The 23,800-nt window shown below is 58.4% G+C and carries 34 protein-coding genes and 2 other RNA genes; all 36 read right to left on the minus strand.

The window, feature by feature from the left end; all coding sequences use genetic code 11:
* Positions 1 to 42: 42 nt before the first annotated feature.
* Positions 43 to 1,182, minus strand: a complete 1,140-nt coding sequence (locus A7K61_RS06605) for a phage baseplate assembly protein (RefSeq protein WP_256557712.1) — start codon at positions 1,180 to 1,182, stop codon at positions 43 to 45.
* Positions 1,166 to 2,536 (minus strand): DNA circularization protein, encoded by a 1,371-nt coding sequence (locus A7K61_RS06610; RefSeq protein WP_069557220.1) that lies wholly within the window; start codon positions 2,534 to 2,536, stop codon positions 1,166 to 1,168. Before A7K61_RS06610 ends, A7K61_RS06605 begins: the two co-directional genes overlap by 17 nt.
* Entirely contained in the window at positions 2,533 to 4,944 is a 2,412-nt protein-coding gene (locus A7K61_RS06615) for a phage tail tape measure protein (protein ID WP_256557713.1), read from the minus strand. The genes A7K61_RS06610 and A7K61_RS06615 overlap by 4 nt, the downstream gene beginning before the upstream one ends.
* 177 nt (positions 4,945 to 5,121) lie before the next feature.
* Positions 5,122 to 5,508, minus strand: coding sequence for a hypothetical protein (locus A7K61_RS06625; RefSeq protein ID WP_069557222.1), 387 nt, complete (start codon positions 5,506 to 5,508; stop codon positions 5,122 to 5,124).
* A 4-nt stretch (positions 5,509 to 5,512) separates the two neighbouring features.
* Positions 5,513 to 5,884, minus strand: a complete 372-nt coding sequence (locus A7K61_RS06630; protein WP_069557223.1) for a phage tail protein — start codon at positions 5,882 to 5,884, stop codon at positions 5,513 to 5,515.
* Positions 5,885 to 5,897: 13 nt separating this feature from the next.
* Entirely contained in the window at positions 5,898 to 6,998 is a 1,101-nt protein-coding gene (locus A7K61_RS06635; protein WP_069557224.1) for a phage tail sheath C-terminal domain-containing protein, read from the minus strand.
* A complete protein-coding gene (locus A7K61_RS06640) occupies positions 6,995 to 7,186 on the minus strand; it encodes a hypothetical protein (protein ID WP_069557225.1) in 192 nt (63 codons plus the stop codon). Before A7K61_RS06640 ends, A7K61_RS06635 begins: the two co-directional genes overlap by 4 nt.
* The gene (locus A7K61_RS06645; protein ID WP_069557226.1) at positions 7,186 to 7,752 is read right to left on the minus strand and encodes a phage protein Gp37; all 567 of its coding nucleotides are present in this window, start codon (positions 7,750 to 7,752) and stop codon (positions 7,186 to 7,188) included. The genes A7K61_RS06640 and A7K61_RS06645 overlap by 1 nt, the downstream gene beginning before the upstream one ends.
* Positions 7,752 to 8,243 carry a phage protein Gp36 family protein gene (locus tag A7K61_RS06650; RefSeq protein ID WP_069557227.1) on the minus strand — a complete coding sequence of 164 codons (492 nt, stop codon included), beginning with the start codon at positions 8,241 to 8,243 and terminating at the stop codon, positions 7,752 to 7,754. The genes A7K61_RS06645 and A7K61_RS06650 overlap by 1 nt, the downstream gene beginning before the upstream one ends.
* Positions 8,240 to 8,794, minus strand: coding sequence for an HI1506-related protein (locus A7K61_RS06655; protein WP_069557228.1), 555 nt, complete (start codon positions 8,792 to 8,794; stop codon positions 8,240 to 8,242). The genes A7K61_RS06650 and A7K61_RS06655 overlap by 4 nt, the downstream gene beginning before the upstream one ends.
* 9 nt (positions 8,795 to 8,803) lie before the next feature.
* Positions 8,804 to 9,697 carry a Mu-like prophage major head subunit gpT family protein gene (locus tag A7K61_RS06660; RefSeq protein WP_044269141.1) on the minus strand — a complete coding sequence of 298 codons (894 nt, stop codon included), beginning with the start codon at positions 9,695 to 9,697 and terminating at the stop codon, positions 8,804 to 8,806.
* A 28-nt stretch (positions 9,698 to 9,725) separates the two neighbouring features.
* Positions 9,726 to 10,700 carry a phage protease gene (locus A7K61_RS06665; RefSeq protein WP_069557229.1) on the minus strand — a complete coding sequence of 325 codons (975 nt, stop codon included), beginning with the start codon at positions 10,698 to 10,700 and terminating at the stop codon, positions 9,726 to 9,728.
* Positions 10,701 to 10,953: 253 nt separating this feature from the next.
* Positions 10,954 to 11,517: a phage virion morphogenesis protein gene (locus A7K61_RS06670; protein WP_069557230.1), complete on the minus strand. Its 564-nt coding sequence runs from the start codon at positions 11,515 to 11,517 to the stop codon at positions 10,954 to 10,956.
* A 9-nt stretch (positions 11,518 to 11,526) separates the two neighbouring features.
* Entirely contained in the window at positions 11,527 to 12,789 is a 1,263-nt protein-coding gene (locus A7K61_RS06675; RefSeq protein WP_069557231.1) for a PBECR2 nuclease fold domain-containing protein, read from the minus strand.
* A gap of 2 nt (positions 12,790 to 12,791) precedes the next feature.
* Positions 12,792 to 14,348 carry a DUF935 domain-containing protein gene (locus tag A7K61_RS06680; RefSeq protein WP_069557232.1) on the minus strand — a complete coding sequence of 519 codons (1,557 nt, stop codon included), beginning with the start codon at positions 14,346 to 14,348 and terminating at the stop codon, positions 12,792 to 12,794.
* A complete protein-coding gene (locus tag A7K61_RS06685) occupies positions 14,348 to 15,901 on the minus strand; it encodes a hypothetical protein (protein WP_069557233.1) in 1,554 nt (517 codons plus the stop codon). The genes A7K61_RS06680 and A7K61_RS06685 overlap by 1 nt, the downstream gene beginning before the upstream one ends.
* On the minus strand, positions 15,898 to 16,410 hold the full coding sequence (locus A7K61_RS06690; protein ID WP_069557234.1) for a DUF3486 family protein: 513 nt from the start codon (positions 16,408 to 16,410) through the stop codon (positions 15,898 to 15,900). The genes A7K61_RS06685 and A7K61_RS06690 overlap by 4 nt, the downstream gene beginning before the upstream one ends.
* Before the next feature lie 4 nt (positions 16,411 to 16,414).
* On the minus strand, positions 16,415 to 16,723 hold the full coding sequence (locus A7K61_RS06695; protein WP_069557235.1) for a hypothetical protein: 309 nt from the start codon (positions 16,721 to 16,723) through the stop codon (positions 16,415 to 16,417).
* The gene (locus A7K61_RS06700) at positions 16,720 to 17,031 is read right to left on the minus strand and encodes a hypothetical protein (RefSeq protein ID WP_069557236.1); all 312 of its coding nucleotides are present in this window, start codon (positions 17,029 to 17,031) and stop codon (positions 16,720 to 16,722) included. Before A7K61_RS06700 ends, A7K61_RS06695 begins: the two co-directional genes overlap by 4 nt.
* Positions 17,028 to 17,249, minus strand: coding sequence for a TraR/DksA C4-type zinc finger protein (locus tag A7K61_RS34185; protein WP_010564660.1), 222 nt, complete (start codon positions 17,247 to 17,249; stop codon positions 17,028 to 17,030). The genes A7K61_RS06700 and A7K61_RS34185 overlap by 4 nt, the downstream gene beginning before the upstream one ends.
* Entirely contained in the window at positions 17,240 to 17,881 is a 642-nt protein-coding gene (locus tag A7K61_RS32255; protein WP_069557237.1) for a DNA-packaging protein, read from the minus strand. Before A7K61_RS32255 ends, A7K61_RS34185 begins: the two co-directional genes overlap by 10 nt.
* Positions 17,878 to 18,474: a transglycosylase SLT domain-containing protein gene (locus A7K61_RS06710; RefSeq protein ID WP_069557238.1), complete on the minus strand. Its 597-nt coding sequence runs from the start codon at positions 18,472 to 18,474 to the stop codon at positions 17,878 to 17,880. Before A7K61_RS06710 ends, A7K61_RS32255 begins: the two co-directional genes overlap by 4 nt.
* Before the next feature lie 43 nt (positions 18,475 to 18,517).
* Positions 18,518 to 18,769 carry a putative holin gene (locus A7K61_RS06715; RefSeq protein WP_083263058.1) on the minus strand — a complete coding sequence of 84 codons (252 nt, stop codon included), beginning with the start codon at positions 18,767 to 18,769 and terminating at the stop codon, positions 18,518 to 18,520.
* 38 nt (positions 18,770 to 18,807) lie between these two features.
* On the minus strand, positions 18,808 to 19,149 hold the full coding sequence (locus A7K61_RS06720) for a hypothetical protein (protein WP_069557240.1): 342 nt from the start codon (positions 19,147 to 19,149) through the stop codon (positions 18,808 to 18,810).
* A 120-nt stretch (positions 19,150 to 19,269) separates the two neighbouring features.
* Positions 19,270 to 19,764 carry a DUF4339 domain-containing protein gene (locus A7K61_RS06725; RefSeq protein WP_069557241.1) on the minus strand — a complete coding sequence of 165 codons (495 nt, stop codon included), beginning with the start codon at positions 19,762 to 19,764 and terminating at the stop codon, positions 19,270 to 19,272.
* Positions 19,764 to 20,210, minus strand: a complete 447-nt coding sequence (locus A7K61_RS06730) for a Mor transcription activator family protein (RefSeq protein ID WP_069557242.1) — start codon at positions 20,208 to 20,210, stop codon at positions 19,764 to 19,766. The genes A7K61_RS06725 and A7K61_RS06730 overlap by 1 nt, the downstream gene beginning before the upstream one ends.
* Positions 20,207 to 20,623 carry a gp16 family protein gene (locus tag A7K61_RS06735; protein WP_069557243.1) on the minus strand — a complete coding sequence of 139 codons (417 nt, stop codon included), beginning with the start codon at positions 20,621 to 20,623 and terminating at the stop codon, positions 20,207 to 20,209. The genes A7K61_RS06730 and A7K61_RS06735 overlap by 4 nt, the downstream gene beginning before the upstream one ends.
* Positions 20,620 to 20,898 carry a hypothetical protein gene (locus tag A7K61_RS06740; protein WP_069557244.1) on the minus strand — a complete coding sequence of 93 codons (279 nt, stop codon included), beginning with the start codon at positions 20,896 to 20,898 and terminating at the stop codon, positions 20,620 to 20,622. The genes A7K61_RS06735 and A7K61_RS06740 overlap by 4 nt, the downstream gene beginning before the upstream one ends.
* Positions 20,899 to 20,969: hammerhead ribozyme type II (locus A7K61_RS06745), an RNA gene on the minus strand.
* A 1-nt stretch (position 20,970) separates the two neighbouring features.
* A complete protein-coding gene (locus A7K61_RS06750; RefSeq protein WP_069557245.1) occupies positions 20,971 to 21,642 on the minus strand; it encodes a DUF2786 domain-containing protein in 672 nt (223 codons plus the stop codon).
* Between the two features lie 4 nt (positions 21,643 to 21,646).
* On the minus strand, positions 21,647 to 22,063 hold the full coding sequence (locus A7K61_RS06755; RefSeq protein WP_069557246.1) for a hypothetical protein: 417 nt from the start codon (positions 22,061 to 22,063) through the stop codon (positions 21,647 to 21,649).
* A gap of 5 nt (positions 22,064 to 22,068) precedes the next feature.
* Positions 22,069 to 22,139, minus strand: an RNA gene (locus A7K61_RS06760) — hammerhead ribozyme type II.
* Complete coding sequence (locus A7K61_RS06765) at positions 22,138 to 22,359, minus strand: hypothetical protein (protein ID WP_069557247.1); 222 nt, start codon at positions 22,357 to 22,359, stop codon at positions 22,138 to 22,140. The genes A7K61_RS06760 and A7K61_RS06765 overlap by 2 nt, the downstream gene beginning before the upstream one ends.
* Positions 22,360 to 22,434: 75 nt before the next feature.
* Complete coding sequence (locus A7K61_RS33565; RefSeq protein ID WP_256557715.1) at positions 22,435 to 22,938, minus strand: hypothetical protein; 504 nt, start codon at positions 22,936 to 22,938, stop codon at positions 22,435 to 22,437.
* A gap of 1 nt (position 22,939) precedes the next feature.
* Positions 22,940 to 23,170 carry a hypothetical protein gene (locus A7K61_RS06775; protein WP_069557248.1) on the minus strand — a complete coding sequence of 77 codons (231 nt, stop codon included), beginning with the start codon at positions 23,168 to 23,170 and terminating at the stop codon, positions 22,940 to 22,942.
* Position 23,171: 1 nt separating this feature from the next.
* Positions 23,172 to 23,792: a DUF3164 family protein gene (locus A7K61_RS06780; protein WP_069557249.1), complete on the minus strand. Its 621-nt coding sequence runs from the start codon at positions 23,790 to 23,792 to the stop codon at positions 23,172 to 23,174.
* Positions 23,793 to 23,800 lie beyond the last annotated feature (8 nt).

Here is a 23,800-nt window from a genome sequence, read left to right on the forward strand (position 1 = left end):
CCCGACTGACCTGATCGCGCACCAGGCGCGCCATATTGCTCATCATGCCCCCTTGATAATTTCGATTAATGCCGCGTCGGGGTTACCTTTCTTACTCTTGCCCTTGCGCTTTTTGGTGGGGTTGCTGTCCAGCACCCACATCTTGTCTTCGCGCAATCGCAGCTCAGTGATAGGCCCTTCGCCACGGGTCAGGCGCAAGGTGCGGGCCATCAGGAAATACGTTGCGTCGAGCCCATGGGGCTCGCTACGCACGATGATGCGCTGACCTGGACTCCAGACCTCACCGTTATCAGCACGGTGGCCCATGACCACAGCGCGGATCTCGAAACCCTCCAAACGACTATCGGCCAGAAGCTTGCGGGCACGGGTGGTAGCCATGTCCTGGTTCTCGCTGGAGCTGTCGATAATCACCTTCGGCCGGAAGATCCCGCGACGGGCCAGAGTTTCGTCCTGGATGACCGAACGCAGGTGGGCGCGCTTGCTGTCCAGGCCGTCATTGTCGTACTGGCCGTGCTGGCCCAAGACGGTGATCTGGCTGTAGCGATTGGCGATAGAACGCCGCACGCTGAGGCGTTGGATGTTATTGCCGACGCCGTCTTCCCGCATGATCAGCGTGCCGACTGGCGCGGCGTTGTAGTCCGGCCCGCCAATGATCAGTCGGCCATCAGGCTCGACCCACGGCCACAGGCCGTTGGCCTCGGCGACCTGGAGCAATGCCTCCCATGCGCTTTGACCTGGCTCGACCTGCACACGGCGCCTGGTCTTGGCCTGGGCTGCGCGGATTTCTATTTGAGTGATGCCCAGCGGCTTTACGACCTGATCCAAGATCTGCGCCAACGTGGCTTCCCGCATCGAAACGAACGGCGCGGAACAGTCGACCAGGGGCGCCGCACGGTCTCGGCCGGTGATGCGCATAGAGATACCCTGACGGGAGATGTCATGTTCGAACTCGTCGACCTGGCCGGTCAAGACGCGATCCTTACCCAAGGTCAGCGAGCACGGCGCGCCCTCGGCCAGCACACTGGGCAAGCGGGTGGCGTCCTTGGTGTACAGCTCCAGTTCGAAACCATCAGCGGCGGTCAGCAGGTCCGACTCAACTGACCAGCCGTCCCATTCTTCATGCGACAGGCCACCAATGGAAAGGCGTATGGATTCGTCCAGGACGTTACTTGGCGTAGGCACGTAGCACCTCACCGGCTTGAATGTTGTGCGGGGTTTTCAGGTCGGGATTCAGGCGGATCAGCTCGACAGCACGGGTATGGTCGCCATACCAGCGGTGAGCCAAAAGACGTAGGCTCGCCGGGGTTTCAACCACGCGCTCCAGCATTGGCGGACTTTGCAAAATCACCTGACGGGCGCGGGCCTGAATCAATGCGGCGACGTTGCGTAAAGCCTCAATGATCGGCCGGGCGGTTTCCACGTCGTATAGGTGACGTTGCAGCAAGATGGACGACTGCACCAGGGAGCGCACCAGGTTAACCAGGCCCTCCAACTCCAGCGGGCTCAAGGTCGGCGTGTCGGCTTCGTCCTCGATGACGGTAGCTACCGCCTGGGCGTGGGCCAACGCCAGTTCGGTGATGACCAGGACAACCAGGGCGAAACCGTTAGCGATCACCGGATCGTCTGGCATTCCATCGGGCAGCAGCACCAGGACGTTACCCGGAATAGTCGGTGCGCCCTCAGTCAGCGGGCCGACGGTAGGCGCCACGCCCTGGCGCGCACCGATCAAAAAGCCCGCCCCTGCACGCGCCGCATCCGCTGTCAGGCTGGCATTGCCTGGCAAGGCTGCGGGCACGCCGGTACGAGCGAGTAGCGCCGTCGACGAACTGGGCGTGCTGCCTTGGATGGCGCTTCGAATCTCAGAGGGCGTGCGCATCAGGTCGACCAAGGGATCAAACGCCCCTGACGGTCGCTTAGCCATCGACCCAACGCCGGACACCACGCCGAGGATCTGCGAGCGCAGTTGTTGCAGGCGCAGGCCAATACCCGGCAGGCCCAAGGCCTTTTCGAGCAGGCCGACCCAGCCCCCGCCTATCCACGATTGAATCTCGCTGACCAGGGAGTCAATGCGGCCGAACAGATCAAAGATGCCGTCCTGCCAGGTGTATTCATCTTCCAGCCCCAATACGCCGATATCGACGAACTCAAACTGCCGCTCAAAGAAAGGTGCGTCGGGCGTGTCCTCCACAAACACGACGCTGATCTCGGCATAGTCCGGCCGCTCGGCGTGGTGCTTGGCCTCGCCGGTACTACTGACGACATTCATGCTGCCGTAGATCGGGTGGATCAGTTCGCCTGTACCTGGTGTATTCAGGGTACGGAGAATGTTCTGGAGTTCGATTTCATAGTTGACGCCGAACACCACCACTTGCATGGGAATGCGTCGGGCGCCACGGCCCAGGTCTTTGACCCGGTCGCCATCCTTGAAAGGCGTTCCATGCTCAGACAAAGCGCGCTGCCATTGCAGGCTTTCGCTTTCGACCTGGAGCGGGACGCCACGGAAAGAAGCATCCAGCAAGTTCTCTGCCCAGCTCATCCGCCGCGCCTCATTTGAATGTCAGTTCGGCGTTCGACCTCGGCCTGGATCATCCGCGAGTCAGTACGCACTTCGATTACCAGGGGCTGGGCGAGCAACGAACGGAGGCGATCCTCAGCGGCTTGCGCGGCAGGATTGGCACCGATTGCACCTGGTGCGGGAGTGTTGCCCGCAATGCCAGGAAAACCCGGAGTGGTGGCCGCTGATAGTGGATTAGCCAGGCGCTGTGCCTGGGAAGCTAACCAGGTCGATGGCTGCGCTGTTCCAGATTGCGACATCATGTCCCGCAGGCGTTGTTGTGCGGTGAAGGTGTCGGCACCCGCAGCCAGGGCGCGATTGGAGATGCCCTGCGCCCAGGTATTTGCGCCATCGATAGGCAGGCCCGCAGCCGTAAGGCCGGTTTCATGGTGCGCCAGGCGCTGCGCCTCGGTGGACAGCCAATCAGATGACTGGTCGGGGTTCTTGTCGGCCAGGGCCATGCGATTACGGTAGAAGGATGTTTGGTAAGTACGCTGATCGTCGTCGAGCAGTTTGCTGCGTTGAGCATCACGCAGCCTGCCTGCATCAGTACTTGCGCTGTCCCCACCTAATTGAGTTGCACTAGCACCGAGTGCCAACGGAGCCAACCACGGCGCGATAAATCCGCCCGGCTTACCCTTGGCCTTGTCCGGGCCAGAACCATTTGGCAGATCTGGCCCGCCACCACTAAGAACGGCACCACCAGGCCAATTGGTGACGAACACTGATGTCACGCCTGTTGCCTCTTCCAGCACCTTGCCCACGGCGATGTTCTTCAAAGTCTCAGGGCCGCCCATGAACTTGTTGATCAATGCACCTGCGCCAGATTTGGCTCCGCGAGCGGCATAGTAACCACCGACACCGAGAGCAGCGCCACCGGCCAGCATCTGCGTGCCCGACAAGTTCAGGTCGTCCAACAAGTAAGAGCCCATATCGGCAAGGCCTTTATTCAACGGAGTTGCCATACGGTCCATGGCCTCAGCCAGTGTTGCCTTCATGCGTGCGGCAGTACCACTTGTGCTTTCGGTGTTTTCTTTCAAGTCTTTGCTGTAAATAGGTTCAGCATTACCCAGCGTTTTAGCACCCGACTTTAAGTCATTCAGCCGGTCGCCAGTTAGCATGCTGCGCCAGCCACGCACGGTGTCCTGGTCCATGCCCTTGAAAACAATGCCCATGAACTTGGCGCGCTGCTCATCATTTTTCATTGCTTCATACTTACGCTTTATTTCGCTGAAAATTTCTTCCGGGTTACGTGAGCTTTTATCTTTATTGAAAAATTTGACGCCAGTTTGCTTGGTAACTTGCTCTCTATACTCTTTAGTGCTGAATACGCGCAGCGTCGACTCAGCTAGCGTGCCAAGTCTTTCGGGCTGTAACTCCACCTTGGATAAAGATTCGGTGAATGCTAATGCTTGCTCAATCGACATGCCCGCAGCCGCTGCGGCGCCACCGATTTTTGGAAACAGGCCAGACAAGTTTTCAAGCTCAGCATTACCAAGCCTTCCCGCAACTGTCATTTTTTGCAGAAGATCAAGCGCGGCACCTTCTTTATTCAAGTCAATGTTAAATGCAGCAGACGCAGCAACAACTGCGTCGCCTAAAACTGCTGGGTTAGCACCAGTAATAGCATTAGCTTGGCCAATCGCATCGCCAGTCTTTTTTGCTGCATCGTACTTCACGCCAGATGCGATCAATGTATTGAATCCGGTATCTACGTCTTCTCGACTGGCCCCGTAAGTTTTAGCGATGCGCCAGCCCTCGGTATGCCATTCTTCCTTTTGTTCGTTGGTCATCCCCGCAGTTTGTTTTGTGCGGATCAATACACGCTCCAAATTGGCATTGGATTTCAGTCCAGCAATGACCCCAACGCCGACGCCAAGCCCCGCAAGCTGACCTTGCATACTGCCGCCCAGGCCCTTGATGCGATCAACCTCCTGACGTACCCCCATAGCGATGGTTTTCAAGGTCCGAAGACTGCGGCCGCTGTTTTGAGCCATGCGTCGGAACGACGCTTCTGTCTTGTCGACGCTCTGACGCAAGGGCTGCACGCCTTGTCGGTCGGTACTCACCAATTCAGTTTTCGCGTCACGCGCTGCCTTGCGAGCGGCGGTGGCCATCTCCTTAAGTTCGACAGAAGTCTTGCTGACCTCGATGCGAGTGCTGGAACCGGCAACGGCGGTTTCGCGCATGGCTGCACGAATGGTTTTATAGCTGTTGGCCCCGACCTGGCCGACCTTGGTGATGGCAGAGGAAGCCTTCCAGCTTTCATCAGCCAAGGACTTAGCGCCTTCTTTACCCGCTTTGCGCAGGTCGCGGTTGATCTGCTCGATCTCGCGCCGACTGTTACCTGCATGGGCTTGGAAACGAAGCGCGACGCGCAGATCGGACATGGATAACTCCTGGAGACGGACTTACAGGGACAAGAAAGGCCCGGTGTCGAGCCTGTCATCTGGGTTTAGGCAACGCCTTGCGCTGGCGCTGACTGACATAGCGTGTGCCTTTGACCTTGCCAATGATCAGATCAATACGAGCATCGATCTCGGCCCTGGTCATCTGGCGCAGCTCTTCTAGCCGGTAGCCGTGCCGGACGAAGGCGTGTTCGATTCGTCGCCAGTCAGCGTTGCCGCGCTCAGCGGCGCGAGCTTTTTTTCCAGTTCAGCATCGGCGTCGGCGATGATGGCCAAGTCGCTTTCCAGCAATGACTCGCGGAGCAATTCAGTGGTCAAGTTCTCGGCTGGAATGTCCCCAATCGAAAGCAATTGGCGACGGAAAACTTCAATGGTTGTGAGATGCCACGGCGCACCTGGATACGTCTCATGGGCACCGATCAAATCACCCGCTACGGGAGCGCGCAGAGTGAAGCGCTTATGCCGTGTTCCTGCGAAGTAAACACCGACGGCCAGGTCGCGGGTGATGGTTAAACCGTCCCACTTTTTATCCACTTGTTCGGTCATAACGTTATTCCGTGTAGTAGTTGAGAGCAGCGATGGTCAGGTCACGGGTGGCTTCACCCTCTACCTGGTATTTGCTGCCCATTTCCATCAGGGAACAGCCCGTCCAGGTCTGACGCTTGCTTCCACCGTCCTGCGGATAGATGGTCAGCTTGGCGTCCATCAGGGCACGCCAATCCGGCTCACCGGTTTTCGGAATGGGTACCGAGATTTTCAGCTCGTGTTCCTCAATGCCATTTGCCGTGCCCAAAGGTCGGCCGGTACGGTTCATGGTCTTGACCACCTTGCGACCGGTTTTGAGACTCGGCTCAACGCTGGTCACCTCATAGTCAGTGCCGTTGATCTCCAGGACAATCTGCCCTACATAGCTATCAGCCATCTAAAATCACCTCTTACAGGAGCAGGTCAATACGACCGGCGAACACGTGTAGGCCGTTGACAACATCGGCCGGAATGGAACTGTTAAGGCGGTTTGCGTCCTGGGTAGAACGCTCGACCACCAGCCCGGCCGCGTTGGCCTCGACCTCTTCGACGATCTCCAGCTCCTGCGCCTTGAGCAGCACGTCCAGCAGCTCGCCGCGTACCGCCGCAGGGGTTTTCTTCGAAAGTTTGGAGCGCGGGAAGCGCAGGCGAATACGGTCACGGCACGCCATGCGGATGTAATACAGGGTGCGAATGGTGGTCAGGTCAAGCAGCGAAACGTCTGTGGCGCCCGCAGCAGACTTGGTATATGTGGTCACGGCACGGACGATCTGAATGACATCGCCCGCCGCGACTTCCAGCGGCGTGACACCGTTAGCCAGAGCGGTTTCCTGCTCGGTACGGCCGAGACGCTGAGTGATGGGCGGCACTTTGATCCCGGCTAGTACTAGGGTGTTCAGCGGCCGCGCCGGATCTTCTTCCGAGGCAATCATCGCGGCATAGGCCGCGGCCACCTGGTGCGGTTTCGATGCAGTGCCTGGCAACACCGCCAGACTGATCGCGCCGGAGTTCAGCGACGTCGCCAAGGTGGTGGCGGCGGACAGCGTGCTGGTCAAAGCCGCAACGCCGATAATGCCTTGCTGCTCCATCGAGTTGGTGTAGACCTTGATGTGCTCGCGCAACGAGGTCAGTGCCGTACTGCTGTTCCAGGCCGGGACCAGGATGGTAAATCCGCCAAGCGCAGTCGCGTCCAGTGCAGCTTTGATGTCCGGTTCTACATCGCCCTCAACGACCACGCCCACGGCCGACACGGCGGCGTAGCGATAAGCCGTGATAAAGGCGTCGGCCATTTCCCCAGCGATGATGCTGCCGAACAAGGCTTTAGCCTCCGGTGCGCTATAGAACGGCGTCGGCACGTTGGCCTCAACGGTTGCCCCTTCGCCCAGGGGAACGATGAAACACACGCTCTGTTTGTTGGTCGGCAGGTTCCGTTGTGCCAGGCTGGTGTTGAACTCCATGTAAACACCAGGTTTACGGATAGACGCCGGGATCGTGTCGAATTCGATGCTCATTCAGTGGATTCCTGTGCGGGTTGTTTGGCACTGGCACGCGGTTTCTTCACGGTCAGCAGCTCCTGCGCCGCCACACGGCGCCGGTAGTAAGAGGTGTCCGGCACGTCGACTGCCTCGGCCTCTTCGATGTACGTGTACGGATCGTTTTCCGTGGGCACCCGATGACCAGGTGCAGCTATAACGTGCATTACACGTCCCTCAGTTCGATGTTATCGGTGGCCACCGGCTCGGGGTTATCCGACGGGGTGTGGTATTCCATGGTGATGCCCAGGAAGTCAGGCAACGCCTCTTTCGGTTTCTCCCAGTCCAGTTCGATGACGAACGATTGCCCCAGGACTGAGAGGTGGTCGCTTGCCAACTTTCCGTTGACCAGGTTGGAAAGTTCAGTTGGTCTGATAGCGGCACGATCAACCCACGGTTGCCAGTCAACCAGTTGGTGCATGCAGGCCTCCCACAACGCGTATGTGCCAATGTCAGTGGGCGTTGTTCCGCGCCGAGTTTCCCTTTCGCCGCGTGGATGACGCGCAGCAATGACCAGTCTGAACGTGATCGGTAAGGTGTAACGGGTGGTGCTTTTCCGGGTGAACGTCACCTTGGGCACCATCAGCAAGATCGCCGGACAACGCTTGAGCAGGCCCGACAATAGATCAGGGTCGCTCAGTTCGCCGCCGTAGCTGGCGACTGTCAGGCGCGGGAGCTTCACGCTCAACTCCCTGAGCCGTGCCTCGATCAAGTCCTCCAGCTCGCCCAGCATTACAAGTTCCTCAACGTGGTACGGGTCATCAGCCGAGGCTGGTGGCTGATCTGAAGACCAGACTGCCCACCATCCGAGGCGCCACGCTCCTTGTCTTCCTTGGCCAAGGTTTCCAGGCGCTTGATTACGTCCTTGTAAAGCACCCGCACAGTCGAATCTTCCTTTCCGGCATCGTCGTACAGGTGGTAGCGGGCGATCTCGGCCAGGTCATCCGTGACCCATGCGGGAGCATCCTCTCCAGCCGCACGGAACCGTAGGTAAAACGAAACTTCGCTACGCGCCCGAGTGACCGCGTCAGCGATCCTGGCCAACGCCATGACCGCGATGGCCACTTCTTCCGCAGGCCAGTCATCCAACGGCTTGCCAGCGGCAGCGGCTACCAGCAGCTCAGGCTCGATGACTCGGTCGGTGTCCGCGACTGCAATCTGGGTGATGTCACGAGGGCCAAAGCGGACCAGGAGCTGACTGGCGGACGGCAGCGAGAGGTTCATTTATCCGCTGCCTTTTTCGGCTTTGCTGGTGCCTTCGTCGCCGTTACTTTGGCCGTCTCCCGCAGTACATCCTCCGCAATCGCTTCATCCCAAAGCGTTTCGGTCTCTGCGTTCGGTTTGGCCGCTTCCCGTTGCTCGGCTTCCAGGAGCGCGGCGGTCCAAAGTGCTTCAAGGTCTGGCTCAGGCTTGACCTTATCTGCCGAAACACCACCACCTACCTGCGACAAATCAAGCCCATGGCTGGCTCCGTCCTGGAGGTTAAGCCCAGCGTTACCCACTGCCGCAGGGTCTGCCTGACCCAAGCTCTGCAAGGCACTTTCAGAGGTGCCGGCCGCTTTCGATACATCGACTTCCTGGAGGTTTTCATCGCGGCGGTCCTGTACCTGGTCGAATTCATCCTCCTCATAAGCGAGGATCAACTGAGGCTCTTTTGACAGAGCCCGCAACTGCGCTTCCGAAAAGAAGTCATCCGGGTAACGCGCTGCCGAGTTGGCGTGGGCGATGCCACAACGGCGGAAACCGTCATGTTTCGAGGTGATCACAATGGTCATGACGCCCCCTTAGCCCAGCCAGGCCGGTGCAAGTACTTCGGCGGTGCCTGCCCATTCGTTGCCGTTGTCCGCATCCTTGACCAGGATCTTGCGAGCAGCACCTTCCAGTTGGGATGGAACAACCAGGAGGCCGGGGTTGATGCCCAAAGGGCGACCGCCATCGGCCTGGAAGTTCTTCATGGCAGCACGGGCCAAGCCGTAGTTTTCAGCTGTCAGCGGGGCTTTAGAGCAGTAAGCGAACTGCCAGAAGCCGAAGCCGACGTTCACACGGGCATCAACGCCATAGCGGTACTCGTCGCGCATAAAGACGCTTTCGTCGTCCATGGCGGTCATCGCTTTCAGATCGTAGTTGCGGCGGTTCTGAAAGATGATGGGTTTCAGGGCGCGGCTGACATCGAGCAGATACCAGGCCGGGCCTGTACCGTCTTGATAGTTGCTGACGGAAACCGCCGTGCCGGTCGCATCGGTCGATGGGTAGACCGGATGATCGGTGTCGAAGAAGTACTGACCGTCGTAACAGGTCGTGGTCAAGCCAGCCTTGAGCAGCGCGAACACCAGCTCGTCCGGGTGCGCACTGGAAGCACGACCCATCTCGGCAAACAGCGGCTTATAAACGCCGATCTCGTCGTCTTCGATGGCATCACGCGGGACACCCACCGAAGATTCAAATTTCTTGTTGGTGATGGAGTAGCCATGCGCTGCCATGTTCTTGAGAACGCGGTCGCCGATCCACTCACGGAACGTCGGGAACTGACCCAGCCAGCCATAGGTATTGCTGGCGGATGAGGACGGGACAGGCGTGGCAATACGTTTCCAGTCGGTCGGTGTCGCGGCCTGGGCGTTTTGGAACTCAGCCTTGTACGCAACAAACAGTGCGTTCAAGACACTGGCGTTAATGATCATGAATCTCTTCCTTTATATAGAGGGGGAGTTACGCCTTGCCCTTGATGAATTCCGCTTCGCTCATACCCAGCAACGATGCGACCTTTTGTTCCTCTGCATTGAGGGCTGTGCCGGTATTCGCCGGGTTCCTGTTGCCCAGGTCAGATGCCGCAGCCACGACAGGGGCCGCTGTCACAAAATCTTTGAACCGCGCCAGGCCCGCTTCGTCATGGCACATGGCGCGGTGGTACTCGACGGTGGATGGGGTGATTTTTCCGGCCTGGGTAGCCGAGGTTATGACCGCATCGACTTCCTTGTCGTGCTCGGCCTTCTTCTGGCTGGCCAGCGCCTGTTCGGCGTTGGTGGCACGGCCGACCAGGGCGTCGTAGTCCGCACGCGGGACGAACTGCGCCAAATTTGGCTGTTCGGTGTTAGCGGCCTGGGCGGTAGTTTTGAGTTGGCTTGCGGCCGACATGGCCTGCTCTTCAGTGGCGGTGTCGGGCAGGCCGAGCAGTGCCAAAAACGCAGCTGAAAGTTTCACTGGTGTGTTCTCCGGGGCTTCTTGGTTGAGGGCGGTCATGATGAGGTTGGGGATGTTGGTCAGCGCCGCGCTGACCATGCGCACGATGCGTTTGTTGTCGAGGTCGTAGTCGAACACCGGGGACAGGTAGCGATACTCTTTGGCCTCGACCTGAGCAGCACCGCGAGGCGTCCATTCAACGCGGCCCCACAGAGCGCCATTGCGGACTTCGAATTGTTTGACCCAGGCACCGGCTGGGGCTTCCTGGCCAACGGATGCACGGAGCTGTGTGGCGTGCTCCCGGTCAATGACCAGATCGATTGCTCGGCTGATGAAATTGGACTGCACCAGTTCGGAGGCCATGTCATCGAACAGCCAGGCGCGGCCATCGCGACCGGTGACGGTCGGACCTGCGGGGATAAGTTCAACCCAGTCGGGAGCCTTCCCATCGGAAAGCTCGACGGAGCTGTAAATTTCTGAGTTAGCGGCGAGTTGAGTTTTCATGCCGCCAGTCTGTGCGGCTAGGCGGAATGAGTGAGTATCAGCGGGGTTTAAGAATTTGCGCCTTAGGGGAAGGCTGCGAGGGAATGTAACGTCAACCCATTCTATACGCAAAGAGTGGGGGTAGCGGTCTCGCGAAGACGTTATCAATACTGCTACAACTGAATCTAACGCAGGTCTAACGCTGTTTAGCTAATCCACAGGCGGCGGATGTACCTGTAAGCCGCTATTAGAGCGCCTACGTGATTCTGCGTCGTTACTCTGTTATTGGTTCCATAAGATAGTCCTGGATGATCGCCAGTATCTCGATATCGTCGTCTGATGATAGGCCCAGGTAGGGTCTTGCCTTGATCTCGGAGTCATGAGCACCACGGGTAACCCACTGCGCAAAGTTGGACTTGCTCTTCTTCACAAAGCGGTTGCCCACTGAGCCATCTTTGCCCTGACGGAAGTAGACCTGCTGTGATCTGGCTGCATGCTGGACCTTGCCACCGAACTGGTGGATGGCGCCGTACACGCGGTCTGTACCGAACGACAGTTCATTGCGGCTGACGTTGTGACGCAATGTATCCTGGAGCGTGCCCTTGTCGCGCAGGATGCGACCTCCTTTCTTACGCGCCAGGGTCGAGGGGGCAAGTGGCGCCCAGGGCGAACCGTCTGGAGCGACCTGCTGACGAAAGCGGTCATCAGTCGATTGGTGCAGGTATTCCGCGATGTCATTGAGCGGCGTTGTCAGGTCGCCCAGTCGCTCGACCAGATCGTCCAGAGCTTTGCCTACTGGGCTTGTATCGACGGATACCTCAAGCATTGAACCAGCCATGTCTGCTCTCTATTCGGTACGTCGGTAAAGCAGGACACCCAGGCGCAATGCCTCAAGGTACTGCTCACTGTCATCTACAAACCCTGTAACGCCGGTCCAGCCATCTGCGCCCTGGTCGAATACAGCAACAGCTGGATCAGTCTTCCCTTTGACCTGGACGTGCGCCAGGTAACGACGGCGCAACACCGCTTTGCCTTGGTCTGGCTGCCATTCCAAGCGCGCCCAGATCTCATCAGGTGCCTTAATGGCTTCAGCCAACAATGGCAACTCGCGAGCCTTGACTTGTTGGGCCAACGCTATTGCGCCTGTTTTGGCATCGCTGAACATCTCCCGCCCGATGACCAGGGCATCACCGGTCACATCACGGAACACTGCTGGGGTGGTGTCGGTAGCCCCGAACTCGCCCAGGAACTGCATCACCGCTTGAGGGGCAGGTGTTTTGGCCGGGAGCAGACTCTTTGCCGGGACCTGCCGGGGTTGCGGTAAAGGTCCGCTTGGCTGCTTGTTGGGTAAACCTATTGTCGGTGCCGGAGCGGCTGACGATGCAGGTATCAAGTCGCGGGTGCCCAGCTGGGGCACGTGGTTGGCCAACCGTGATTGACCAGGTGCATATTCAAAGCCGGGATCAATCCCCTTGGGTACTCGCACGGTGCTTGGACCATTCGGGCTGTTCTTGCCAATGACCCGATCTTCCCATTCAATGGCCGGTGCCGGACCAATCGTCAGCCCTTGGCGCTCAACGTCCCTGACCGAGAGCATGAATTTTTTGCACTTGCAGCCCCAGCCGTTTTGCGGGGTATGAGTTGCCCACCATGGGTCATCGAGCGGCAACGTGATGCCGTTCCAGGACAGGTGCATTGGTCGTGGGTGTGCGCTGTCGCCATGACGATAGACTGCATAGGGACGGCGTTTGCGTAGCTCCGGGTCGGCCATCTGGGCTTCGCGGCCAGCGTTGTACGACTGGCGCAGGTTAGTTTCCCAGATAACATTGGTGCGCCAACCGCGCTCGCCCTTGTACTGCCAGCCGTGTTTACCGACGACCTGGTCAAAGTCTTTGCGGAACTGCTCCAGGGTGGTGCCACTGGCGATGGACTTCTCTACGGCCCCCCTCAGGTCGGTCAGCAGATCCCGTTTCGCAGCACCCGCCACGACGAAGGCATAGTCGTGTTCAGCGGCGTAAGCATCGGTCCATGCGCGGGTCGGTAGGTCGACCTTGCCACGGAAGTAGTCGATCTGTTCTTTGAATGGCAAGGAGCCGTGTGAGAGCGCCATGGTTACAGGCCTCTCAGAATATCATCGCGGCCAGCCAGGCTGGCGGCCACAAGGCCATCAGCAATCGCATCGGCCAATTGGTTGGTGGTCATCGCTGGATAGGCTTCAATCAGCCGATCTCGGAACTCTTCCAAGCTGCTGACGGTGTCGAGCAGTTCCTTGATCTGCTCGACCATGTCATCCATATAACCCCCCGCCGTCCGCTCTAGCGTCCGCACCTGGTTATCCACGATGTCCGGCATTGCCACCAGCTTGGCTGGCATTTGCTCGCTGTTAGTAGCCTGGGCCAGCACAGGCGTGGCCACAGGCGGCGGGATGCCCAATAGCTCGGCGCCCTCGGCCGGAGCCGGGATATTGAGCTTGTCGCGGATAACCGACTGCTCGACTTTCAATCCCAGCGGTACGAGCTTTTCGAGTGCCTCGATCAGGATCTTGGTATTTTCAGGCTCTGGCACATCGATGATCAGTCTGGGATACGGACGACCAGGTGCAAAGTTCAGATCGCACCAGGGCCGCACAAAGTAGCGGTTCAAGGTGTTGGATTCGGCCTTGGCATCGGCTTGCAGCAGGTCTATACGAACTTCATTATGAATCGTTGCCTGGGCTTGGCTGGAGCCGTCATCGGTGGACATGGTCTGGCCAACCACGGCCTTACTGACTTGTTTATCCCACCATTCGGCCAGCCCTTTGAAGAAGTCCCCGGCACCGCTCACATTGGCGGCCTGGGTAAACTCAATGCGCATGCTGTCCGGGATCACTGCTGCTGCATCGCTGCCCAGGTTGGCCACCGCTGACATCAGGGTGCTGATGTCTTCCTTGCTCGCACCTGCGCCGTATCGGCCGACGCGCATCGGCATGCCGAAGATGTCAGCAAAGCCCATCCAGTCCTTCCAAGTCCAGGCTTTGCACATGTATCCAACAGCCGCGAGACGCGCCAGACCGCCCCGGATCGGCAGACCAGAGCGGATACGCGGCAGATGCACAATGAACTTGTACGGTGCCAGGGCAACACCATTGATCGGATCAGCCTCATCGAGCAAGCGCAGCTCCCGGCCGGTTTCACGGTCAAATTGGAAGAATCGCTGATCGCGGGGCTCAAAACGCTCAGGATTCCAAGTCTTACCACTACGGTCCCACATGATTTCCGAGACGGCATAGCCTTTGCCCATGGCGTCGGTCAGGTCCGCTTGCAGTTCTCCGAACTCGGGAGAGTCAACCAGCTCCTTGAGCTGATCGGCCCGGCGTACGTCCTCGGGATCGTCGCTCGCTGCCTCGACCCGAACGGACAATCCAGCCACTGCCAGCTTGCGTGTGCCTAACACCGAGGCGTAATGCAGATCGCGCTCTTCCATTTCTTCGGCAAGGGTCAGGTAGTCATTGGCCGATCCCTCGGCAGCGGCCCGCAAAATACTCGCCAGGCGCTGGGGCGTTAGGCCGTTAGCCACCGACTGGTGCCAGATCTGGCGAATGCCGGTGGTGCGGGCTGCAGCCAGCTCTTGCGTGAGTTTGTCGTACTGGATCGGATGACCGTACTGGTCGACGATGCGGGATTGAGCCATTACCAAATGCCTTTCTGAGAGCGCCACCCAGCCCCTTGCTTGATCTCACGATCATGCTGGGCGGCGGGCTGGACGCGGTGATATTCGAAAATCTCAACATCCTGACGGGACGCATATTCGGCCAGTACGGCCGCGATACCCGCGTCGCCGTGACGCTTTGGCCCGGACTTTTCGCCCTTTTCGTTGGTCCGCTTTTCGGGGATGCGAGCCACGCCCTTGACCATCCGAAAGGCACGCACGTCGCTAACCACGTCCTTGTCAGCCGGGATGTCATAGAAGCTGTCGTCTTCCAGGGCGGCCTTGAACGGCGGCATGTTGTCGCGATACCAGCCCTCGGTGAGCATGACACGCTCAATGCGGTTGAAGCCGAACTCGACGGCAGTGTCTTCCGACAGTTGCGAGCCGTTGCCCCTGGCGTCGTCGGCGCCTTTGAGGAAGTTGGGTAAGCGACGAATGATGTAAAACTTAATCTGGAGTTGTTGCTTGAACGGGACGTTACGCAGCTCGACCACAAATGGCGTGCGTTTGCGCAGATTCTGTTCTTTGAGCAATGGCCAGAAGACCGAGAGGTCGCCGGAGCGACCGAAGTCCATGCCATAGAAGCTCTGAACGTCCAGCGGAATCGCCGAAAGCAGCGGGAGCAAATGCTCTTCACACCACTCCAGGGACTCGGCCAGGCGCAGGTGTTCGGCGATGGTTTCGTAACCCTGCGGATACGCCAGGCGCAGCACCGGTACATTGCGGTTACTGCGCTGTTCGACTAGGGCCAGGCTAAGAAAAGCACCGCCGCCCTGGGACGGTACGCAGTCCAGCTCTTCGTCGGCCGCATCGCCATAGAAGTCATAAACGTCCTGGACCCATGCGGCTTCTTCCTCGGGCTTGTATTCAATGCCTTTGCGTAGGCAGACGCGCTTATAGAGCCCATCTGCCACGGCTTGGCGGAAGGGACAGCGGAACAGCACACCCTTCCGCTTACCCGCACGGATGTCGTTGATCAGCTCATTAAACGCATTCTCGGTGCCATCGTGGGTGCTAATCACATGGACTTCGCCGCCCCAGATTAGCAGGGCCAGTGCCGCTTTCAGCAGCTCGGCCAAGTCTTGGTGGAACGCGGCTTCATCAATTACGACAATACCCTGACGGCCCCGCAAGTTGGACGGGCGACTGGTCAGCGCGACGATACGGTGCCCACTGGGGAAGCCAATGGTATAGGTCTTGATGTGTTTGTCGGGGTCGCTATCGGGCCAGATGCCTTCTTCTATTTGTTCGGCCGCGTAGTTGTACGCCCGCGCCCACATGGCGCAGGCCTGAATGTACTCCACGGTCATGTCCTGGTTGTAGCCCAGGTAATAGACGGTTTGACCACCTGCCGATTTTTCTGACGCTGCTACCAGAACATTGTCTGCCGCCTCGGCCCAGGTGAGACCGATACGCCGGGACTTCTCGCCCACCTTGAGCGGGGCACGGAGGCCAATCCACTCTTTCTGGTAGTCGAGCAGCGCTGCCGGGGCAAGCAAGGTGGCAGTGCTGTCCAGGACAAGGGGCAGGCTCACGATGCCATCCCCAAGATCTCGCGCCGGATTTCGTCGGCCGTCGCCTGAGTAAGGCCACCTTTCTGGGCGATTTTATCAACGCGAGCTGCCGCCGTTTCAACCTTTTCCTTCCACTCGGCATTCCATTTTTTCTGCACAACCGAGACCTTGCCCAACTCGGCTACCGCCTTGGCCATCTTGTATGGGTCGAACTTGTCATCTCCAGCCAGCAACATCTTGAACAGGTGTTCCTGAACAAAGCGCATGAGTGCCTCGTTGACCGAACCTTCCTCATCAGGCGCCGCCTCCACTACAGCACGGGCCTGCTCGCTTGCCATCTTCAAAGCCGAGAGCTTGGACTCAAAGTCCTGGCCATAGCGATGTAGCGCCGACTTGCTGATCGAAAAACCACGGCTCGCCAGTTCTTCGGCCAGGGCTTCATAGTCACTAAAATTGTTTTCGACCAGGGCCTTGTCGAACCAGGTTTTTACCGACTTAGGCAGACTCGCAACCTTGCTGCGCGGGGGCATGGGGTCACCAGTACTTTTCTGGGCGGGCAACGCCTGGATTGCAGGCGATGGTGTATTCCGCAATGTCGACTCCGTAGTGGGTCAGGCCGCAGATCCACACACCGTTGGGCTTTTTGTCCAGCGTCACCAGGCTACGGTCGGCCAGGTAGTCGAGTTCGCGACGCAGTTCCATGGTGGTGGCGTCGGGATAGATGCCCTGAATGGTGGACAGCACGATAGCCTCATGAGGATCTACCGGGCGCGAGGTGTCCAGGGTCTTGATGATGTACCAGCGCAGGGATTCCCGGCGCGTTTTGGCGGCGTCGATGTTCATTGCTTCAGTCCTTTTAGTTGAACGGTTTCTAGCTTGAGGGCCAACGCATCAAGCTTGGCCTCGATCACGGTTTGGCCGCGCACGTAGTCTTCCCGGCGCACGTAGTGCACGGGCATGTCACCGCGCAGCCGTTCAAAGGATATTTCCAGCGTGCGCAGGCGTTCACTGTCCTTGTCTGTTATTGCAAAGCGCTGATCCAGTCGGCGCTCCATTTGCATGACCATAACCTTCACAAGTCCAGCGAAAGCGCCGAGGATGGTTACGGCAATACTCACCAGTTGCCACGCAGGCATTTCAATCGTCGTCATCGACGGCCCCTCTTTTCGCGATGCGTTTGGCACTGCGCGCAAAGCTGCACACCTGGTATGGCCACACGGCGTTGTTCCGGGATTGGCATATCGCAATCCTCTCCTGTGCAGAACTCGGCCGAAGGACCGGTCAATACTTCACGTTGTGCCAAATGTGCCGCCAAGGAGGATTCGTTGTGGATCGCCTCCAGGTGACTGGCAAAGTCAGTTACTTCCATTGAGTGATCCAATCGATCAGGCGGTTGAGTGAAGCCCGGCAGGAACTGTGCAGTTCGCCGTTGCGAATCTGGTTGGCGAGGACAAGCGGCTGGGTGACGCCTGAGTCGAGGCTGTCAGCGGCTCCGGCTCCATCGGGCGGCGTAGCAATTCCGCTGGCGGCTTGTCGGGCTTGCTGGGCAGGCACTGAGGTGCCGATTCCGTTGGCGTTGTTCCACACGCGGACAAAGCCAACAGTGAACACGCCAGCAGGCAAAGGCTCAGGTGCCGACTTGAGGGTGCGGCGATACAGGGTCGTGACACGGGCAATCTCTCCCTTGAGTTGGTCGGTATTCTTACGAAAGGATTCCTTTACATCGGCGAGCTGGGTGGCGAGCAGGTCGCCCCGATCCCGCTGAACGCGCAGATCCTCAACCGCCTGATTGGCGGCTTTAGCTGTTGCCTCGGCGATACGTTGCTGTTCCTGGGAATGTTCTAGGCGCAGCTTGGCGATAGCTGTTTCCCCTTCGCCCAAGGCCTTGGCGTAACCCTGGTCATAGCCGTCCTGCCAGTTGAGGTGCAGGCCGATCACTACTGCCGCGATGACGCCCACGTACCAGGTGGCAGGCTTGATTAGGTTGAGCAATCCATTCATTGGCACACCCCCTGGCCCCAGTCGGCTGCGACGTACAGGGCTTCCCAGCGCAACAGGATCAAGCGCGGGTATTGACGGTTTTCCTTGAAGGCAGCGGTCGAACGGCCGTTGTTGAACCGCTCGACGGAGTTGAACCAGGTCAGCGGGTCGGCCCCTTTAGCCGATGCCAACTTGCGATCTTTGATTACCCAGCCCAAACCGCCGTTGTAGGCAGAAAGGATCAGCGCCCCTTGTTCGCAGGGGGACCGCGCCCGGATGCGGTTCGCCAGCCAGCGGTCATAGCTGACAAGGGCTTGCATGGACCAAACCGGGTTGTACGGTTCGACCTTGCCGAGGGCCTTGGGGAACAGCTCGGCAAGCCAGGTGGCGGTCGAGGGCATCACCTGGCCCAGGCCTTGCGCGCCGACGGGCGACTTCGCGTCGAACTTCCAGCGGCTTTCCTGGTGGATCTGTGCGGCGAAGGTGGACACCGGGGCGTCAAGGCCCCATTCGGCCTGGGCAATGCGGGTCAGGTCACGGCGGTAGCGCTCGGCTTGGTCCGGGATCTCGGCCTTGACCGGAGGGCTTGCGGCCATGGTAACCAGCGCGCCCATGCAACCCGCAGCTATATATAGAAGAGAACGAGAGCGGTGCATGTCAAAGCCCCAAGGTCAGGCCGAGGACGCAGCCCAGCACGACCAGAGCGCGGCGAATGCCTGCCATGGAGCGCTCGCAACTGGGCACCATGTCCGGCCGGGCATAAGGGAACAGCGCCCGATCCAGCCAGTAGCCCAGTACGCAGCCCAGCGTGACCAGGCCACATTTATAGAGGACTACAGGCAGCTTGGTCGGGGCGACGATGGCCAGGCAGAACAGCAAGGCGATGGTGATTAGCGCCCAGAAAGTCATACGGGGCGTGCGGGGACGCCGCTTCGGTGCGATGGAAGTCATTGGGATACTCGCGGTGAGTGGATGGCGGCACGCAATGCGGCCAGGTGTTGAGCAGCGACCACGGCGTTGCCGGGTACATGGACGGGTGCCCGGTACTCGGCGAAGGTCGGCGTGATAGTTCTTACAGCGGGGCGTAATTTCTCTTGTTGGCGCACATGCTGCTCGATGCGGCCGTCAGCCTGTGCAATATGTAGTTGCACCAACTCCCTCCAGTCGGCCGGAACCTTGGCCCATAACACCGCACGCGCAGCATCATCACCAGCGGCGAGAATGAGCTGGGCGAACTGGCGCGGCCATCGAGGCCGGGAAACTTTGGGAAGAGCGGGAGCGGAATGCATGGTGCGAACCTGCCGTTGGGGGAACGGTGCCAGCTTCGCTTACGGTGGGAATGGGGTGAGTATCAGCGGGGTTTAAGAAAAAGCCCCGCTCGATGGCGGGGCTGGGTGTCTAAGTTCTTATTATCGCTGTATGACGAACAATACTGCGTTAATCAGAGTCCAGACAATCAATGGAGAGTAATTGCTCTTTAGACGTTTAGATCGAAAATAAAGATAGCCCGGAACAAACACGCACCACCAAATAGCGGGAGCCTGATGGCCCGCCTGTCGTATCTTGCCTATATCCAAGGCACAGAGTGCAACGGTTAGGACCCAGATCGCAACAAATCCTGCATTCAATACACTGGTATCAACGGCTAACCACGCAATTGGCGAAACAGCTAACAACCATACCCACAAATCGGAAACACGATCCTTCCTCAACGGCGGTGGAGTGTTAGTTAGTTCGATATTTAGCTCGCTCGATTCAACTGGAACCCAGTCGGCCATACCGGTGCGCCACACAAGAGTGCCGTGGCCAATCTTGCTGACTTTTAACAGTCCCTTGATATCGCTTTCGGTGACAGGTCCTACGCGAGAACCGCTGTCGTCATAAAACCATTGCACCTGGGTCATCAGTGGACACTCCTTCCTTGATCTTCGTCGTAGCCAAATAGGTCAGGCTCATTCTTGCGATGCAGAGCCCGTTGTCGGCGAATGATGTCATAAATGGTCTGGTTCGCAAGATCGTATTTGCTGACCAGGTCCGGGATCGGGGTATTGTTGTCTTTCCAGTCCCGATAGATTTTGGCGTCTCGCAAGGCCCGCTTAAGTGCATCCCCGCGAGGAAAATAAATCAGCCCCCCGCCCATCACACTGCAAATCGCAAAGACAACATGTCGGGCCAGTTCAGCGGCTTCCACCCCTGGCTTAATTTCGACCAGGAGCTTGGCCTCGGCGATTTCTACCATTTCACGCAATGAGCCCTCCCAGCGGGATATAACCGTGGGGTCTTGCATGTTCGCCAATACCTTTTTGGCGTCCAGTTGATCGATATCATCCGGGAACAGTTCTTCGTTCATCGCTCAGGTCTCCCATGTCGGCGGGCATCATAGGTCAATGCCGCAACCATTTTTTGCAGTTGCCCAGGGTCGAGCCATTCCACCCGCTCAACCTTGAACATGCGCAAGGCCATGCCATCGGCATACGCCCAGGAGCGTTTGGCCTCGGCGAGAAATGCCTCTATCTTGCCCACCAGCTTTGCCCGGTCTGGCGCCGCTGTCGGTGCTTTTCGGCCCTGCTTTTTAACTTGTGCGGGCTCCCAACCCAAGCGGGCGAATTCGGCTAGTACGGCGCCGGTTTGGCGTGGCGTAAGGTCTTTGGCCGAACGCACACCTGCCACGCGAGCCAGCAAGGCGCGGTAGGTTTCGTCATCCAGGCCGAGGTCTTTCTTGGCAATATGGATTTTGCTCAATTGCAGATTTCGTGTGCTCATTGTCTCCCTCCTTTGATCAATACCTGGAACGCTGCCGGGTCGGTTCGGGACAGTGCGGCGACACCATGAATGGTCATCGTGAGCGCATGGTCTGTTTCGTCGAATTTACCGGCGATGCGGATCTGTTCCAGCTCGTTATAGGTGCCGCTGTAGATTTCCATCTTGAGCTTGCTGGCCCCCATGGCTAGGCGCTTGTCTCTTTCGCGCTTGCGCTGGGCGCGTTTACGCTCGCGTGCCAGGCGGGTTTTGCGCTGTTTAGGTGTTTCGTCTGTCATGGGTGGCTGCTCATCAGTACCGGACAACCACGTCCGGCAGACCGCCCCAGCAGGCCGGGGCGGTTTCGCTTCTTAATGCAGGGCAAGTTGTTCCTGGCCGTTGACGCCATGGTTGAGACGCACATCGCTAGCCGCGAGAACGCCATGCATAGCGTCAGTCATGGTGCGCATACCATTGCCCTTGTTGGCGTTGCGGTCGCGGCAATCAAGCTTTTCTGTCTCTGAATGGTGCTTGAGCATGTATGCCGTTGTTGCTGGTGAAGGCTCATCGTTGCCAGCAAACGCCATGACCTGTCGGCGCACTGCCGACACCCAAGCACCACAAAACACGTCGGCGCGCTTGGTCTTGGTCGCTGGCTTGCAGCGCTTCAACTGGGTGCTGATGAAGTCACGGCGGGACTGGCGGACCTGGCGGAGCAGTAAAACCATGGTGTAGCTCGCCAGCTCTGCCAGTTCACCGATAAAGCGCCATTCGCCAATGCCTGCCATGAACAAAACTTTGCAGGCGTAGGCTTGAGTGACAGCACCAACCAGGTTGGCTTCCCATTGAGGCGGCGTCATTTTCGAACCACTGCGAGCAGCGCATTCGAATACCTCGGAAAGCTGAATGTCCGACTCTTCCAGGCGGTATTTTTCCATCAGGGCGCGTGCCTGGCGCATGGCTGCGGCAGCTTCGTGCGGGTTATCGCTTGCTGCCAGGCGCAGTAGCTTCTTGATTTTGTCTAGGGCTTTGCTGTGGTCCATAACTTTAGTTCTCAAGGATTCGGGTGATGTTGGTATTGTTGGCCAGCAGGTGCTTTTTCAGGGAGTTGAAGCTTTTCCAGGACCAGTCATAGGTGATGAACTTGACCGCTGCCATTTCAGTGGCTCTGCGCTTGCCGAAGGCTTTCCGATAGGCCTCGACTTCCTTCTTTGCATAAAGAGCGCGAGTTACCTTGCGGTAAAAACGGCGAGTTTCTTCGTGCTTTGGTTCGCCGGTTTTGTGGTCACAATCCAACCAGACGCCTTTCAAATAGCCATCCACATAGATCATCGTGGACCAGCTCTTTTTAGTGCGGTCAGTTTCCTGCGATAGACTGATCTCAAACCCATCACATTTGAGCTTCATGTGGCCCCACGGGCTTGTCATCTGCTCTTTCAGCGCATCCCAATCCGCTTGTTCCATCTTTTCCTCGGCTGCTCGTCAGTACCAGGCAACCACGCCTGGCAGACCACCCCGGATGACCAGGGCGGTTTCGCTTATTGAAGAGTTGTGGTGGTGGGTTGCCAGCGACAGGCAGGAATGGCACCCAACATCTTTTCGCTGGCAACCAGGTCAAACAGCTTGTTGAAGATGCGCACTGCCTCGGTCGGGCGAGGTGTTCCCAGGTTGGTAGTCGGTACACCTGTCATATCGACGGCGACCGAAGGTTTGCCGTTATCGTCACGGCGGTCTTCCAGGGTGATAGTTATCTTGGCCATGAGGCGTCCTATCGCTGAGTGTGGAATGTGATGTGATAGTCGCGGGCGACCTGACGTACGTATTTCTCGGTCATGTCAGGCCCCCAATGCTCGAAAGCCTGACTGGTTGCTGCGAGCGAGCCACTGAATGAAACGGGCCAACGCCGTCAGTCCCTCGCGCTGGTTGGCAGCTTCTGGCACCCCAGGTACATAGAGTGTTTTGTTGTCGATGCGGGACAGGCGGGCGTGCAATTCGACAATCTCGCGAACCTTCTTTTCCTCGCCGACAGCAATGCTGATGCCGCCTTCGGGCACCTCAGTGCCGAACTCGATTTGGCCCGAGGCAAAGCAATAGGCAGTGACCAACGCGGCCTTGCTACCGCCTGCGACGTAGGAAAAACGGTGCACTGCGGGCTTGCTGTTAGATTCGAGGCTGATCGTCTCTGCCCCTGCAACCTTGGCGCCTGGATGCAGCTTATTGATCAGTGCGGAGCCAGCGAGGAAGGCACTGATGCTGGATGATGCGTTTGCTTTTTCGCCCTGCGCCGAGGCGTGATAGGCACCGGTTCTATAACGGATCTTGATATCGATCAGTTCCATATCACTTGGTCTCCTGGTGGCCGGTGTCAGGCGTGCAGCCCAACACTTCATCAAACAAAACAGCGGACTCCTTGAGTTCCGCCAAGCGAGCCGCCGCATGCTCAAACGACAGGGCATACAGCCAGCCGCTGCCGTTGCCATCGGCGGTGGCGTAGTTGAAGGAATAGAGGCGCCAAGTAATGCCATTGACTACTGGTGCCACGTCGAGGAAAAGGCAGGGTTTCACGCTCATGTCACACCCCCGCGATATCAAGGCTGATGGGCTCGTATTGGTCCGTATCGCCGACACGCTGATACACGCGGATATAGGACTTGGAGCCGACAACCTGGCATGCGTCGCCGATGGCTTGCATGGCGCGCTGCCAGCGTTCATCGGTGATTTCCATACGGCGCAACGCCAGGACGCGGGCTGTGCGGATATCGCCTTTTTGGTCAGTGCGAAAGGCGTCATTTACCAGCGTGACCACTTCGGGACGCGCTCCGGTGGTCCAGTCGCGCAGGCACTCGTCAATCAACGCCCGCGCAGCCTGGAGGCGCTCGTCGAAAGCGATGCTTTCCTGGACGGCACGCATGATCTTGAAGCGCCCATCGAAGCTGATCAGGCTGACATTTCCCTTCTTGCCACCGATCTGGGCGCCGTACTGCTCGGCGCTGAGTTCGACAAAGGCTTCGATATCACCGAAGGCCGAAGCCTTGAACTTCGCCAGCACGTCGCTGGCAGCACGGGCTTTTTCAACCAGGCCAAGTACCAGGGCATCCCGCTCCAGGTCGATAGGTTTGATCATGCTTTCCGGGATCAGCCGCTTTTGAGCATCGACTCGGTAGCCTTCGGGAATGATTTGTTGTTGTGTCATTGCAAGGT

Origin of the sequence: Pseudomonas sp. AP42, assembly GCF_001728935.1 — a bacterium.
Taxonomy (GTDB): Bacteria; Pseudomonadota; Gammaproteobacteria; order Pseudomonadales; family Pseudomonadaceae; genus Aquipseudomonas; species Aquipseudomonas lactis.

Coding starts and splice junctions, on each gene's coding strand:
- A7K61_RS06625 (WP_069557222.1), bottom strand. CDS start 5,508: ATGACCGAACAAGTGGATAAAAAGTGGGACGGTTTAACCATCACCCGC.
- A7K61_RS06765 (WP_069557247.1), bottom strand. CDS start 22,359: ATGGCCAAGATAACTATCACCCTGGAAGACCGCCGTGACGATAACGGC.
- A7K61_RS06640 (WP_069557225.1), bottom strand. CDS start 7,186: ATGCACGTTATAGCTGCACCTGGTCATCGGGTGCCCACGGAAAACGAT.
- A7K61_RS06665 (WP_069557229.1), bottom strand. CDS start 10,700: ATGAAAACTCAACTCGCCGCTAACTCAGAAATTTACAGCTCCGTCGAG.
- A7K61_RS06670 (WP_069557230.1), bottom strand. CDS start 11,517: ATGGCTGGTTCAATGCTTGAGGTATCCGTCGATACAAGCCCAGTAGGC.
- A7K61_RS06780 (WP_069557249.1), bottom strand. CDS start 23,792: ATGACACAACAACAAATCATTCCCGAAGGCTACCGAGTCGATGCTCAA.
- A7K61_RS06775 (WP_069557248.1), bottom strand. CDS start 23,170: ATGAGCGTGAAACCCTGCCTTTTCCTCGACGTGGCACCAGTAGTCAAT.
- A7K61_RS06630 (WP_069557223.1), bottom strand. CDS start 5,884: ATGGCTGATAGCTATGTAGGGCAGATTGTCCTGGAGATCAACGGCACT.
- A7K61_RS34185 (WP_010564660.1), bottom strand. CDS start 17,249: ATGGAAGTAACTGACTTTGCCAGTCACCTGGAGGCGATCCACAACGAA.
- A7K61_RS33565 (WP_256557715.1), bottom strand. CDS start 22,938: ATGGAACTGATCGATATCAAGATCCGTTATAGAACCGGTGCCTATCAC.
- A7K61_RS06655 (WP_069557228.1), bottom strand. CDS start 8,794: ATGACCATTGTGATCACCTCGAAACATGACGGTTTCCGCCGTTGTGGC.
- A7K61_RS06690 (WP_069557234.1), bottom strand. CDS start 16,410: ATGCCCCCGCGCAGCAAGGTTGCGAGTCTGCCTAAGTCGGTAAAAACC.
- A7K61_RS06715 (WP_083263058.1), bottom strand. CDS start 18,769: ATGACTTTCTGGGCGCTAATCACCATCGCCTTGCTGTTCTGCCTGGCC.
- A7K61_RS06645 (WP_069557226.1), bottom strand. CDS start 7,752: ATGCTGGGCGAGCTGGAGGACTTGATCGAGGCACGGCTCAGGGAGTTG.
- A7K61_RS06695 (WP_069557235.1), bottom strand. CDS start 16,723: ATGAACATCGACGCCGCCAAAACGCGCCGGGAATCCCTGCGCTGGTAC.
- A7K61_RS06730 (WP_069557242.1), bottom strand. CDS start 20,210: ATGAACGAAGAACTGTTCCCGGATGATATCGATCAACTGGACGCCAAA.
- A7K61_RS06740 (WP_069557244.1), bottom strand. CDS start 20,898: ATGACAGACGAAACACCTAAACAGCGCAAAACCCGCCTGGCACGCGAG.
- A7K61_RS06735 (WP_069557243.1), bottom strand. CDS start 20,623: ATGAGCACACGAAATCTGCAATTGAGCAAAATCCATATTGCCAAGAAA.
- A7K61_RS06675 (WP_069557231.1), bottom strand. CDS start 12,789: ATGGCGCTCTCACACGGCTCCTTGCCATTCAAAGAACAGATCGACTAC.
- A7K61_RS06725 (WP_069557241.1), bottom strand. CDS start 19,764: ATGACCCAGGTGCAATGGTTTTATGACGACAGCGGTTCTCGCGTAGGA.
- A7K61_RS06755 (WP_069557246.1), bottom strand. CDS start 22,063: ATGGAACAAGCGGATTGGGATGCGCTGAAAGAGCAGATGACAAGCCCG.
- A7K61_RS06660 (WP_044269141.1), bottom strand. CDS start 9,697: ATGATCATTAACGCCAGTGTCTTGAACGCACTGTTTGTTGCGTACAAG.
- A7K61_RS06710 (WP_069557238.1), bottom strand. CDS start 18,474: ATGGGCGCGCTGGTTACCATGGCCGCAAGCCCTCCGGTCAAGGCCGAG.
- A7K61_RS06700 (WP_069557236.1), bottom strand. CDS start 17,031: ATGACGACGATTGAAATGCCTGCGTGGCAACTGGTGAGTATTGCCGTA.
- A7K61_RS06635 (WP_069557224.1), bottom strand. CDS start 6,998: ATGAGCATCGAATTCGACACGATCCCGGCGTCTATCCGTAAACCTGGT.
- A7K61_RS32255 (WP_069557237.1), bottom strand. CDS start 17,881: ATGAATGGATTGCTCAACCTAATCAAGCCTGCCACCTGGTACGTGGGC.
- A7K61_RS06650 (WP_069557227.1), bottom strand. CDS start 8,243: ATGAACCTCTCGCTGCCGTCCGCCAGTCAGCTCCTGGTCCGCTTTGGC.
- A7K61_RS06680 (WP_069557232.1), bottom strand. CDS start 14,348: ATGGCTCAATCCCGCATCGTCGACCAGTACGGTCATCCGATCCAGTAC.
- A7K61_RS06720 (WP_069557240.1), bottom strand. CDS start 19,149: ATGCATTCCGCTCCCGCTCTTCCCAAAGTTTCCCGGCCTCGATGGCCG.
- A7K61_RS06750 (WP_069557245.1), bottom strand. CDS start 21,642: ATGGACCACAGCAAAGCCCTAGACAAAATCAAGAAGCTACTGCGCCTG.
- A7K61_RS06615 (WP_256557713.1), bottom strand. CDS start 4,944: ATGTCCGATCTGCGCGTCGCGCTTCGTTTCCAAGCCCATGCAGGTAAC.
- A7K61_RS06610 (WP_069557220.1), bottom strand. CDS start 2,536: ATGAGCTGGGCAGAGAACTTGCTGGATGCTTCTTTCCGTGGCGTCCCG.